The 12,501-nt window shown below is 63.3% G+C and carries 9 protein-coding genes and 1 tRNA gene; 4 read left to right on the forward strand and 6 right to left on the reverse strand.

Going from position 1 to position 12,501, the window contains the following annotated elements; translation table 11 throughout:
• Positions 1 to 27: 27 nt before the first annotated feature.
• The 3 genes from JJ896_12895 (at position 28) to JJ896_12905 (ending at position 3,533) form a co-directional block, all read left to right on the forward strand.
• Positions 28 to 1,530 carry an amidophosphoribosyltransferase gene (locus JJ896_12895; GenBank protein ID MBO6780544.1) on the forward strand — a complete coding sequence of 501 codons (1,503 nt, stop codon included), beginning with the start codon at positions 28 to 30 and terminating at the stop codon, positions 1,528 to 1,530.
• 402 nt (positions 1,531 to 1,932) lie between these two features.
• Entirely contained in the window at positions 1,933 to 3,150 is a 1,218-nt protein-coding gene (locus JJ896_12900) for a glycosyltransferase (protein MBO6780545.1), read from the forward strand.
• Positions 3,147 to 3,533, forward strand: a complete 387-nt coding sequence (locus JJ896_12905; protein MBO6780546.1) for a co-chaperone GroES — start codon at positions 3,147 to 3,149, stop codon at positions 3,531 to 3,533. Before JJ896_12900 ends, JJ896_12905 begins: the two co-directional genes overlap by 4 nt.
• A 121-nt stretch (positions 3,534 to 3,654) precedes the next feature.
• On the opposite strand, the gene JJ896_12910 is transcribed toward JJ896_12905, so the two are convergent.
• Both JJ896_12910 and JJ896_12915 read right to left on the reverse strand, forming a co-directional pair.
• Positions 3,655 to 4,617: a stage 0 sporulation protein gene (locus JJ896_12910; GenBank protein ID MBO6780547.1), complete on the reverse strand. Its 963-nt coding sequence runs from the start codon at positions 4,615 to 4,617 to the stop codon at positions 3,655 to 3,657.
• Positions 4,607 to 5,773, reverse strand: a complete 1,167-nt coding sequence (locus JJ896_12915) for a hypothetical protein (GenBank protein MBO6780548.1) — start codon at positions 5,771 to 5,773, stop codon at positions 4,607 to 4,609. The genes JJ896_12910 and JJ896_12915 overlap by 11 nt, the downstream gene beginning before the upstream one ends.
• 73 nt (positions 5,774 to 5,846) lie before the next feature.
• Between JJ896_12915 and JJ896_12920 the strand changes: the two genes are divergently transcribed.
• Positions 5,847 to 5,920 (forward strand) — tRNA-Met (locus JJ896_12920).
• Between the two features lie 305 nt (positions 5,921 to 6,225).
• Here the strand turns inward: JJ896_12920 and JJ896_12925 are convergent.
• The 4 genes from JJ896_12925 to JJ896_12940 form a co-directional block, all read right to left on the reverse strand.
• A complete protein-coding gene (locus JJ896_12925; protein MBO6780549.1) occupies positions 6,226 to 7,554 on the reverse strand; it encodes a T9SS type A sorting domain-containing protein in 1,329 nt (442 codons plus the stop codon).
• A gap of 520 nt (positions 7,555 to 8,074) precedes the next feature.
• A complete protein-coding gene (locus JJ896_12930; GenBank protein MBO6780550.1) occupies positions 8,075 to 9,115 on the reverse strand; it encodes a rod shape-determining protein in 1,041 nt (346 codons plus the stop codon).
• 43 nt (positions 9,116 to 9,158) lie between these two features.
• Positions 9,159 to 10,214 carry an N-acetylmuramoyl-L-alanine amidase gene (locus JJ896_12935; protein ID MBO6780551.1) on the reverse strand — a complete coding sequence of 352 codons (1,056 nt, stop codon included), beginning with the start codon at positions 10,212 to 10,214 and terminating at the stop codon, positions 9,159 to 9,161.
• A gap of 135 nt (positions 10,215 to 10,349) precedes the next feature.
• The gene (locus JJ896_12940; GenBank protein MBO6780552.1) at positions 10,350 to 12,473 is read right to left on the reverse strand and encodes an elongation factor G; all 2,124 of its coding nucleotides are present in this window, start codon (positions 12,471 to 12,473) and stop codon (positions 10,350 to 10,352) included.
• Positions 12,474 to 12,501 lie beyond the last annotated feature (28 nt).

Below are 12,501 nucleotides of genomic sequence, written 5' to 3' on the forward strand. Positions count from 1 at the left end.
CCCGTCCCAGCACCTCCGGGCCCTGACATGGCCGAAGAACTACGAGAATACTGCGGCGTCTTCGGCGTCTTCAACGCACGAAACGCGTCCCAGCTGACCTATCTGGGGCTGCACGCGCTGCAACATCGAGGCCAGGAGAGTGCCGGCATCGTCACTGCCACCTATGATGAGGCCCGCGGGAGACGCGTGATGCCCATGGTCAAGGGGCCCGGGCTGGTTCTGGATGTGTTCAAGGACTCCAGCGTGTTCGATACAAAGCTGCTGGGCACGGCGGCCGTTGGACACAACCGCTACTCCACCGCAGGGTCCGCGGACAACGCCGCGAACATCCAGCCTTTCGTGGTGCATTATCGCGGCGGTAACGTGGCCATTGCCCACAACGGAAACCTGTCCAACGCCCGGGAGCTGCGGGACTCCTTCTCGCAGCGCGGTACGATCTTCCAGACCACCAGCGACACCGAGCTGATTCTGCACCTGATTGCCCAGAGCCCGCGGCGCAAGCAGGTTGATCGCATCATCGATGCCCTGGGACAGGTGGAGGGTGCGTTCTCGCTGGTATTGCTGACGGACGAGCAACTGATCGCCGTACGCGATCCCAATGGATTTCGGCCTCTGGCGCTTGGCCGGAAGTCAACCGGCGGGCCGGACGGAAAGACGGCATGGTGCGTGGCGTCGGAGACCTGCGCGTTCGACCTCATTGGAGCCGAGTACGTCCGGGACATCCAGCCAGGCGAGGTGCTGGTCATCGACCAGGACGGCATCGACCGGGGCACGTTCAGCCATTATCAGCTCGCCCAGAATCACGGGGTCAGCCAGTGCGTGTTTGAGTATGTCTACTTCTCGCGTCCGGACTCCCGGATTTTCGGCGAGAACGTGGACAAGGTGCGACGCAAGCTCGGCAAACAGTTGGCGCACGATGCGCCGGTGCCGGAGGATCACACCGGCGGCAGGCCCATCGTGATCAGTGTGCCGGACTCTTCCAACACGGCCACCCTCGGATATGTGACCGAGTGCCGCAAACTCGGGAGAAAGGCCCGGTACGAAATCGGACTCATCCGCAATCACTACGTTGGGCGCACCTTCATTGCGCCGGGCCAGAGCCGCCGGGAAACGCGGGTGCGGAGCAAGTTCAACACCGTGCAGGGCGTGCTCCAGGACCGTGTCGTGGTCATGGTGGACGATTCGATCGTTCGCGGCACCACGGCGCGCCAGCTGGTTCGCATGGTCCGGGATGCGGGAGCACGCGAGGTACACTTCCGGGTGGCTTCCCCGCCCGTGATCAGCCCGTGTTTCTACGGGATGGACTTCCCTTCCCATGATGAGCTGCTGGCCAACAAGTTCAGGGGCGACATCGGCGCGATGGCGGAGTGGCTGGAAGTTGACAGCCTCGCGTATCTGACGCCGGAAGGCCTGATGAAGGCGGTACGCGAAGCCAACGAGTCCAAGGCGGGCTATTGCAACGCCTGTTTCACCTCGAACTACCCGGTACCCGTCGAAATGGGGGTGACCAAGGAGGAGAACGAGTGGTAGCCCGGTCGGTGAGTCGATCCGGGTCGTACCTAACGCCAGTTTGTGAAGAGACGATGAATTGCCCATAAACGGGCTTTTCGGGCGCACGAAGTGATTGTGAAGCCGCCCCGGCTGCGTTTCCTTCCGACAAACCCCCTCCCCCTAACCGACCCCCTTACAGCCAACGGATGCGCAATCCTGTAGACAGCGCGATCCGGGCGATGACGCTTGGGGCAGGCGTCGTCGGTCTGATCGTATTGACTGTCTTCCAACTGCTCTAGCCCCTGCGGTTTTTCCGGGTAAGAAAGGCTCACTCTTTCCCCGGATCGACAGCTCTTCAGAACACGGCCACTTCCGGGTGGCCGTGTTTTTTTGTGGGTTCTCTGCACGTGCGCTGGCGGTAGCGCGTATTGTTGGCGCGCCATGCGGTTGCTTGTCGTCGTCAATGTGTTTGACCCGGACCTGGGAGGAGGCGTGCTGTTTGCCGACTTCTGCCGTGGCCTGAGCACGCGGGGGTTCGAGGTGGAAGTCATGTGCGCCGTGCCGTACTACCCGGAATGGACGGACAAGCGGGGCCAGAACGGACTTGCGATACACCGGGAGCATGGACATCGGTCCGTACGCGTGCTCCGACATGGGCTATTCATTCCCCGGGATCCCGGATCAATGGTCCAGCGGCTGATCTACGAGGGATCGTTCTTCGCATCGCTGGTGCGCACGTTGCCGGCGCCGGGGTCGTACGACCTTGTGATGGCCTATTGCCCACTTGTAGGAGGTGTTGGTTATGGTGCGCTGGCGGCACGCCTGGCAGGGTGCCCCCTCTGGCTGAACGTGCAGGATCTGAGTGCCGAGGCGGCCGCGGCGGCTGGCATTGTTCGCAGCTCTCGAGCCGCCGAATGGTTTCGAGGGATACAGCGGTTCCTGTTCAATCGTGCGGACGTCTGGAGCACGATTTCTCCTGTGATGCAGACCACACTGGCTCCCCTGGCTCGGCGCGGGCAGACCGTACACATGCTGCCCAACTGGTTGCACGGTTCGCTGGCGGAGACGTTGGCGCACGCGCCGTCTCAGGCCCACCTCAACGGCGGCCCGGTGCGCCTGCTCTATTCCGGCAACATTGGTGGAAAGCAGGATCTGATTCGTTTCTGCAAAGCCCTGGCGCGGACTTCTGCGCGCTTCGAGTTCGATATCCGAGGCGGTGGCGCGGACGCGGAGGTGGTGGAACGTTGGGTCCAGGATACCGGCGATGCGCGATTTCGCTTCGGACCGCTTACGGATGAGGCGGAGCTCGCGGCCGGGTTGGCCGGGACGCACCTGTTCGTGGTCACCGAGAAAGAGGGCGCCGGGGGCTCGTTCATTCCGAGCAAGCTGCTGCCAGCCTACGGATCGGGCACCGCCATCCTGTCGGTGTCTGATGCCGGGTCGCCACTCGGCCGCGAGATGGCACAGTCGGGAGCCGGGCCCCGCCTGGGGTGGTCTGAAGTTTCCACACTGGGCAGCCTGATCTCCGGCCTTGAACCGGGTGTGCTGAACGGCTGGCGTCAGGCTTCGCGAGCGCGCTCCAGGGCTTTTGACCGGGAAGAGATCATCGACCGTTACGCCGCGTTGATGCGCGAAGCTGTAGACAGACACAGGGTATGAGCGAAATCATTCTTGTTGGCGACCGCATCCTGGTCGATCCGGACTCGGGAGAGCGGCAGACCGAATCCGGACTGGTGTTGCCGGCAAGCGTCGCTGAGCGGGACAAGGTGCGCGGCGGCCGCGTAGTCCGCGTAGGTCCCGGCTACATCATCCCGAATCCTGAGTTTTCCGAGGCGGAAATGTGGGCTCAGAAGCAGGCCGTGCGGTATCTGCCCCTGCAGGCCAAGCCAGGCGACTATGCCTTTTTCCTGCGCAAGGAGGCCATCGAACTCACCTTCCAGGATCACAACTACGTGATTGTGTCGCACGGCGCCATCCTGGCGTTGATACGAGAGGAGCCCGATGACCTGCTTAGCGGCATCAAGCCGGACGCGGAGGCCTGAGGGCGGGCGCGGGCTGAGGTCGGACGAGAGGTCGCGTCCTGAGGTCGGACGCTGAGGGCGCGGGCTGAGGTCGGACGGGAGGTCGCGTCCCGGCTCGCGGGCGCGGAGGCTGCTCTTTTGATCAGTTCGAGCGCCCTTTGCCCATCGAGGACCGCACCGATTCCAGATCTCGCTCGATCCACCCTCCGCGGTCCAGCTGCATCCACACCAGGTCGCGGAAAATGTCCACCTTGCGCACAATGGCAGAGCCCTCGGGCAAGGACACTCTGGAATCGATGCGGGGAAAGCGCCGCAGCGCCGTCATGTACTGCTCCAATTCGTAGTTGAGGCAGCATTTCAATCGCCCGCACTGTCCCGACAGCCGCACCGGGTTCAGCGGCAGGTTCTGGGTCTTGGCAGCCTGAGTCGAAACCGGCTTGAACTCCTGCAGCCAGGTCGAGCAGCAGAGTTCGCGCCCGCATGACCCGATGCCCCCGATGCGTGCAGCTTCATCCCTGGCTCCGATCTGGCGCAACTCGACCCGGGTCCGAAAGCGCCTCGCCAACCTGCGCACGAGCTCCCGAAAGTCGACGCGATGGTCTGCGGTGAAGTAAAACGTGACCTTCTTCCCATCGAACTGCCACTCCACATCCACCAGTTTCATGGGCAGGCCCATGCGGTCGATGGTGCGTCTGCCGATGAGAAACGTTTCGGTTTCCTTCTCCTTGTTCTCCTCCCAGCGCTGCAGGTCGTCCCCGGTGGCTCGGCGGACGACCTCAGGAAACTCGCCATCGGCATCCAACGACTTGGATCGTAGCCGAATGCGCACCATTTCTCCGGACAGGTGAATGGTGCCCAGATCAACCCCTCGGTCTGCCTCTACGATAATCTGTTCGCCGGTCTGAACGTCGAGCTCGGGGCTCTTGCGATAGAAGCCCTTGCGCCCGCCCTTGAACTGGACCTCCAGAATCGGGAAGTCGACCGTCGCCACAGGGGCGCCCATGTCGGTCAACCAGTCAGCCGGCTGATTGGACGGGCACGCGTCGGTGCCGCAGTCACCTCCACATCCCCCGGCGCCTCCGTTTCCACAGGACTCACACGCCATCGGTCAGAGGCTCGGTCAGGTGTCCGCGGTGCCGGCCGCGCATGGCGTCGCCCAGCGATTGCGCCAGCACGGTAAGCAGGAGCCGGGGGTTGGCATTTCGATCGATGCGCGACACCGCCTCTTCGACCAGGTCAGCCATGTGCTCCGGATCAGCGTGCTCGAGCCTCGCCGAGAACTTGCTGATTTCCGTCTGCTGATCCACGTTCACAATAGGGGCATGAGGGCCAAGGACACGAATGAGGGCAAGATCACGAATCCAGCCGAGCATCAGTTCCAGCGTGAACTTGATCTGCTCCCGGCCCTGGCGCGCCAGGCGCTCCACCTGATCGGCCATCTTGTCTGAGGCAGACCAGGCCTGGTACGCGTTGCGCAGGAAGGACAGCACCTCGCTCCGGGAAGCCATGAGTTCCTCGGACGCCGACAGATCCAGGGCACGCGCAAAGGATCCGTCTGCCATGCGGGCGATGGCCCCTGCGGCTGCCTGATCGATGCTCAAGCGGGCCAGCAGCCCCCGCTCGATCGTGTCGGTCGGCAGGCGATCGAACCGAACATGCTGACACCGAGACAGAATTGTCGGGAGCATGCGGTCGGCCCGCGCCGAGAGCAGCACGAAGACCGTCTGGGGCGACGGCTCCTCAAGCAGCTTCAGGAACGCATTCGCCGCCTCCTTACGAAGCAGATCCGCATCGGAGAGGACGGCGATTTTATAGCGTCCCTCGACCGGGCGAAAGCTCATGACCCGGCGCAACTCCTCGTTGATTCGGGCGACGCTGTACTGGACCTGCTTGTTGGAGGACGATCCGGGGTCGCTGAGCTTGGCCCGCCGGGTGTAGTCGATGGTCGCGTAGGGCTCTTCAACCAGGCGGTGAACGCGTTCCTGCACTTCGGCCGGCTTCGCGTCATTGGTCTGGGCGATGAGCACGTGCAAATCCGGGTGGATCAGCTTCGACGTCTTGTTGCAGGCCCCGCAACTACCACAGGGTGCGGCTCCGCCCGCCTCGCAGAGGAGCGCTTGTGCAAAAGCCAGCGCGGTGGCCCGCTTTCCCACGCCTTCCGGGCCATGGAACAGATAGGCATGCGCCACCCTGCCCCGCTCGATGGCCGACTGCAGGGTCTCGACGGCCCGTTGTTGTCCGAGAAGTTCGTCCCAGTGCATGTCCGTGAAGATACGGAAGGGTTAGCTGGGTACGTTGACGAAGGTTGGCGGGCGGGGTAGTTTTGCCGGTCTTGGCGCGGTAGCTCAGTTGGTTAGAGCGACGGACTCATAACCCGTAGGTCGGCGGTTCAAATCCGCCCCGCGCCACTGGGACGACGATAGCCGGCGCATTGCGGCGTTGGGCGTCGGACTCGGCTCCCTGCGGCGTACGGATGTACGCCTCAGTCGCCTCGCCTCGCCCGCCTTGCACTGCACCGACTCTCGTCGCCCCAGTGCCGGTGAGTGAGGCTTTTTTGTGTGGGGTCGACGGGGCCTTCGGCCCCTGGACCCGGGAGGCCGGGCGCCGCCTTCGGCGGCTGGGCCTCCCTCGGGCCAGGTTGGCGCAATTCTTTGGGCGCAGCGCCCTCCTCGTGGTGGGGGCATTGGGGCGTTCGCCCCTCGCCCCCCGGTGGTTACTTCAGGAGGGTGAGGGTATTGGTGAGCGTTGTGCCATCGAATGTGAGGCGGACTAGGTAGGCGCCACTTGGTGCGTTGGGGGCGCTCCAGGTTGATTCGAACTGGCCGGCGGGGGTGTGGGCGTCTCGGAGGACGGCTATCTCTCGGCCGGTCACGTCGTGGATGGACAGGCGGAGGTGGCCGGGGCGGCTCAACTCGTAGGGTATGGTGGTCTGGGGATTGAAGGGGTTGGGGTAGGCGGCTCCCAGACGGAATGACTGGGGCACGTCGGCCTCGGCCTGGTTGGAGGTGTTGGTCGCGGCGAAACCGAATTCGGAGACGGGGCGGGCGTAGAGGCCGTAGCCGGTGTGGATGCCCTGATTCCGGTCATTGCTGAGCAGGAGCAGGTAGGCGGTGTCCCCTGCGATTTCGAACCGGATTGCGGCGGATTCACCCGTGTCGTCAGGCACGATGCCGGCGCTGGCGTCTTCCCAGGTCACGCCATCATCCGTGCTGAGATAGAGCCGGTCATTTGCGCTGAAGAGCAGGTTCGGGCCGTTGACGTAGATGGCCGCCGCCATCCTCAAGGGAGACTTGCGACCCTGGAAACCCTTGTTTGGAGCGGCAAAGAGCTGCTCAAAGGTGGCCCCGCCGTCCCGGCTCCGGAAGAGCCCGTTTGAAGGAGTTACGACGCCGATGTTCACGTCTTTCGTGTAGTACAGATCTCCGTTGGGTGCGACAAACCCACCGGTTGGCCGGCCCTGACCAAGATTGGCCCAGGTCTGCCCGCCGTCCGTTGACAGGTGCAGCGCACCCTGTGTGCCGTTGTATCCGGTCAGCACGATGTCGCCCTGGGCGTGCACAAAGGTCAACTCGCTGTCGGACGACGAGAGCGGCGCGTTCACCCAGGTCTGGCCGCGGTCGGAACTGATGAGCAACACATAGTTCTGCGTCGTGGCGAAGACACGATCCGCAATCGGATCGTAGAACATCTGGGTGGTTTTGGCCACATCGTAGCCGCCCCAGTCGTTGGGGGTCCACGATTGCCCATCGGGCGTGCCGTCAAATTTGGTGTTCAGTTCCGCCAGGATGAACCCATCTGGCGTGGCCAAAACGTTTCGACCTTCAGCCGCAGACACCAGGGACCAACTCTGTCCGCCATCCGCGGACACGTGGACCTCGTGCGACGCCGCAGGAGAAATGGTCGACGCCCCCGACACCACGATCCGGCCGTCCAGGATGGCAAAATCGGTGGGCTCAAAGTCCTGCGACACGAAGGTCCACTGCGCGTGCGCCGAAAGAGCCAGAAAGCAGAAGGCAAAGAATACCGTAGCGAAACGATGCATGGCGATCTCGGGATGATTGGCAGTCTCATCCTAGAAATCCCCACGACCCGCGCATATACCCACCAGCGGGTATTCTCAGCCGTTGCTGCCGCTTTCTGCGGCCGGCCCGGGGCGTGTCGGCCGACAGGTTGCCCTCGAAGGTGGAATGCCGAGGCCCTATTCCACCTTGTGCCCACCCGGCAAGCGGAGGGACATGGGATACAGGCCCTCATTACACCTTAGCCTCCGTAATTCGGCGCTGTTAGTGTAATCCGGCGGTGCTTTTCCACCTTCAGGCTCTCGCGGGCACGAATCGGCGGCCCCGCAGCCGCCGCAGCGAGCCCGCAGTCGAAGGACAACGCAGCAATGCGCCGGATATCCAACGCCGCCCACCTCCAACCCCGAAGGCGTTGGAGAGGTAGTACGATGCAAGGCGTCCGAGGCGGCCCGAGGGAGGCGTACCCAGGTACGCCGCACTGAGTGGACGTCCGAAGGACAACGCAGCAGCGTGCTGCCTATCCGACGCCGCAACGCTCCCACCCTACATGTCTTCCCAGTACTCCTCCGGCATATCCTGCGCCAGCGCCAAAGCACCCTCTGCCCCCGCATACAACGGATCGTCGATGGGCCGGATCTTGAACGCACCGAACTCCTTGAGCTCCTCGGCGAGCGCATCGGGCAGGCCGCGGATCTGGCTGCCGCCACCGGCGAGGAAGACGTTTTGCTTGACCTCTTCCTGGAAATCGGGCTCGTAACGGGCGATGAGGTCCATGGTGGCCTCAGCCAGCACAGGCACGATGCCCTCGCACACGGCGCGCACGTCATTGGTCACGTCCAGCGCGGTCGAAACACCACCGATCGGCACCTTGACCTTCACGCGTTTGGTATTGCCGCCGACGAAGCCGTACTCCTCCTTGAAGGACCGCACCATCACCTCGCTGAATGAAGCGGTGGGGTGGTGCTCGTTGAGTCGGTCAAGCAGCTGCTGGTCCAGGTAGTCGCCAGCCACGGTAATCGTGCGCTGGTCTTCCTCGCCCGGCATGGTGCCGTGCATGATGCAGAAGTCCGCGGTGCCGGCCCCGATGTCGATGATCAGTGCGTTGTTCAGCGTTCCCAGGCCATAGGCCACAGCGAAGGGCTCCGACACCACCATGAGCGAGTCTGCATACTCCTTGACGGCATTCCGGATGGCGAGTTTGTTCACGCGCAGGGCTTCAGCCGGCACGCCCACCGCGGCGTAGATCTCGGTGGCCTTGCCGGGATTGACCTGTTCGATGAGATGGTGCACGAGCGCGCGCACGGCCTCTTCGTCGCGCTGGGTTCCGTCACGGATGACGCCCTGCTCGAGGGGCCGCGTAAGCCGGAGCGAAAGGCGATTTTCAAGCGCATCAGAGCCGAAGAGCACATCGCGCCCCAGCATCTTCTTGGCCACAAAATCCTTGGGCCAACCCACGTAGCTCTGCACCCACTCGCGCTTGCCGTTGCTGGCAACGATGGCGCTTCGTGACGTGCCCAGGTCGATCCCTATGTAGAGGGTGCGGTCCGCCGTACCGTTGGTCGACGTCTTCTTCTTGGCAGGCATGGTTGTCTATGTCAGGATGTCCGGCAGCTGCCGGTGGTGGGGATTACTGAGGGGATGGAGTTTGGGATTGGCCTCGAGCCACGAGGTAGTTGAGGATGCCTTCCTCGAGGTACACGGCCAGTTGCTCGCGATGGGCATCGGACCGCAGCCGATCCACCTGCCCCTGATTGCTGAGCACGGAAATCTCCGCAAGCACACTTGGAGCATCGGAGCCCAACAGCACCACAAACGGACCGGGCTTCACGCCCCAGTCCTGGATGCCGGGCTGCTCGACGCGGTTGCCGGCGACCATCGATTGCTGAATGGCCACGGCCAGACGGCGCGACTCCTGCAGCTTCACCGTGCTGGACAGGCGGCGAATCATGTCGTTGAAGTCTGCCAGGGTATAGTCCGACCCCTGGTTCTCAGCCTCTGCAAGCCGCAGCAGGGCCCGTTCCGTATTCGCGCCGAAGTAGTAGGTCTCCAGCGCATTGGCCCGGCGGTCCGGAAAGCTGTTGGCATGGATGGAGACAAAGAGGTCGGTCGGCTGCCGGTTGGCGAACTCGACGCGCTCCCGAAGCGTCAGCGTGGAGTCACCCTGCCTGGTCATGAGCACGGCATAGCCGCGCGCCTCAAGCCGCCGGGCCAGTCGAAGGCCGACGTCCAGCGTGACGTCCTTCTCCAGCACATCCGACAGTCCCACGGCACCGGGGTCTTCCCCGCCGTGCCCGGGGTCAATGACGATGGTGCGTACCTGCAGGTCGAACAGGTCCACGATCGGTGTGGGGCCGGCCAGCAGTCTCCGGAACTCGGCCGGATCCACGGCCGGTACATCTTCCTGGCCGGTGTCGATCACGGGCAGGTTTGCCCCAAGAATGGTATTCGCCCCTAGCGCGGGAGCGGCCGGCGCTTCCGCCTCGCCTCCGCCGGGCAGAAACTGGATCCCGACGACGACCAGAAGCGCAACCACCAGTGTGGCAACACTCCACACGGTAGCCTGTCGCCTGCGCCGTTCGGCGTCCGCCACACCGCCGTCCTTGATCTTGCGGTTGTCCTCGTAGACGCCGCGCAGCATCGAGGCTCTGGCCTTCTTGGATGGCTCAAACCGATCCGTTTCCACGCTGCCTATTACTACTCAGTAGTATTTTTCCGTCTGCACGAATCAACAAATGTAGTAAAAAGGAGGACTTTAGCAACGAAAACGGGCCGGCCCCCACCACGGAGACCGGCCCTGATCGCCAATTCCTTGAGGTTTCTAGGCCTCGGCCAACGCTTCCGCGTCTGCCACCACCTGCTCCTGAACGTGCCGCGGCATGGGCTCGTAGCTCGCAAAGGCGTTGCGATGCAGCCCCCTGCCCTGCGTCATCGAGCGCAGGGAGGTCGAGTACCGGTAGAGCTCGGCCTCGGGCACGGTCGCGATGATCTTCTGGAACGGACCTTCCGCTTCCATGCCCTGAATCCGGGCGCGGCGCGTATTCATGTCGCCCATCACATCGCCCGTGTAGTTGTCCGGAACGAGCACTTCCACGTGGTGGATGGGCTCCAGGATCACCGGTCCGGCCTCGCGGAAGGCGTCTCGGAAGCACATGCGCGCGGCCGTCTTGAACGCCGCCTCGTTGGAGTCAACCGAGTGCATGCCGCCGTCGAAGATGACGATGCGCACATCGCCCACCGGATAGTTCGCGACGGGCCCGTTCTGGAGCGCCTCGGCCACACCTTTCTGGATGGCCCCGAAGAAGCGCCGCATGTCGATCACGCCACCCACAATGGCGTCGATGAACTGGATCTTGGAGCCCCAATCCGTTGTGTGGTCGTCGACCGAACGCACCTTGATGTCATCCGGAGGCTGAAAGTCGCCCTGCAGGGGCTCGACCAGCATGCTGATGTCCGCAAACTGGCCGGCGCCGCCCGTCTGCTTCTTGTGTCGGTACTTGGACCGCGCGCGACGCGTCACCGTCTCGCGATACGCCACCTTCGGCTTCAGGAACTCAATGTCCACGCCGAACCGGTTCTTCAGCCGATACTGCGCAATCTGCAGGTGCATTTCACCCTGACCGCCGAGTGTCATCTGTGACAGATGCGGGTCGTGGGTAATGTTGAGCGACGGATCCTCCTCATGCAGTTGGTGCAGCCCCTGCGCCAGCTTGTCCTCCTCGCCCTCTCTCGCGGCCACAACCGCCGTCGTATATCGCGGCATGGGGAATCCGATGGGCTGGATGACAGCGTTTGATCCCTTGGGATGCAGCGTGTTGTTGGTGTGTGTGTTGCGCAGCTTGACCAGGGCACCAAGGTCACCGGCCACCATCTTCTGCACGCTGTCACGCTCGTGGCCGTTGATGGAATACAACTGGCCCAGGCGCTCCGTCGCTCCGGTGCCTGCGTTGACCAGGTCCATGCCGGGCTCCAGCGTACCCGAGTACACCCGGAAGAAAGAGTAGTCGCCCACGTGCGCCTCGGCCATGGTCCGGAATATGAGCGCAACCGGCTCGCCGCCCGGGTCTGCTTTCAGCGTGCCGCCGCCAACCAGCTCAGCCTCCGGCATTTCCGGCGGGCTGGGGCAGACGTTGTCGATGAAGGACATCAGGCGACTCACGCCGATGTTCTTTGTCGCGCTGGTCACAAAAATGGGGTAGAGCTGCCGCTTCAGCATCGCCACGTGCAGGCCCTTCCGCATCTCATCTTCTGAGAGGGTGCCCTTGTCGAAGTAGAGCTCCATGAGCCCTTCGTCGTTCTCGGCGATGTTCTCGATCAGCTCGTTGTGCAGCGATTCGGCCTCGTCCTTGAAGTCGGCAGCGATATCGCCGTCGGCCATCTTGCCGCTGCCCTCCTCAAAAGTGAGCTGCTTCATGCGCAGCACGTCCACAATGCTCCGCGTACCCGGGCCACCCGGAATCTGAACCACAGTCGCCCCGCGGCCAAAACGGTCCTGGATCTGCGAGATCACCCCCCGGAAGTCCGTGTCCGCCTTGTCCAGATGGTTGATCACGAACATGGCCGGCTTGCCCAGCTCCTGGGCCGTCTTCCAGGCCAGTTCGGTGCCCACCTGCACGCCCTCTGCGGCATTGATCACGAAGATCGCGCAGTCGGAAACCGTGAGGGACGCCACTACCTCTCCGACAAAGTCCGGGTATCCGGGCGTGTCGAAGATGTTGACTTTGTACCCCTTCCACTCGGCGTGCACCAGCGATGAGAAGACCGACATCTGCCGCTCCTTCTCCGAAGGGTGATAGTCACTCACCGTGGTGCCTTCTTCAATCGAGCCCATGCGCTGCAGGGCCCCCGACGTCAACAACATGGCTTCGGCCAACATGGTCTTACCTGCACCCTGATGGCCTACCAGCGCGACGTTGCGGATGTGCCCCGCGTCATACACCTGCATAAATCCTGCTCCTCGTTTGCTCTGTGAA

Source organism: Rhodothermales bacterium (assembly GCA_017643395.1).
Taxonomy (GTDB): domain Bacteria; phylum Bacteroidota; class Rhodothermia; order Rhodothermales; family UBA10348; genus JABDJZ01.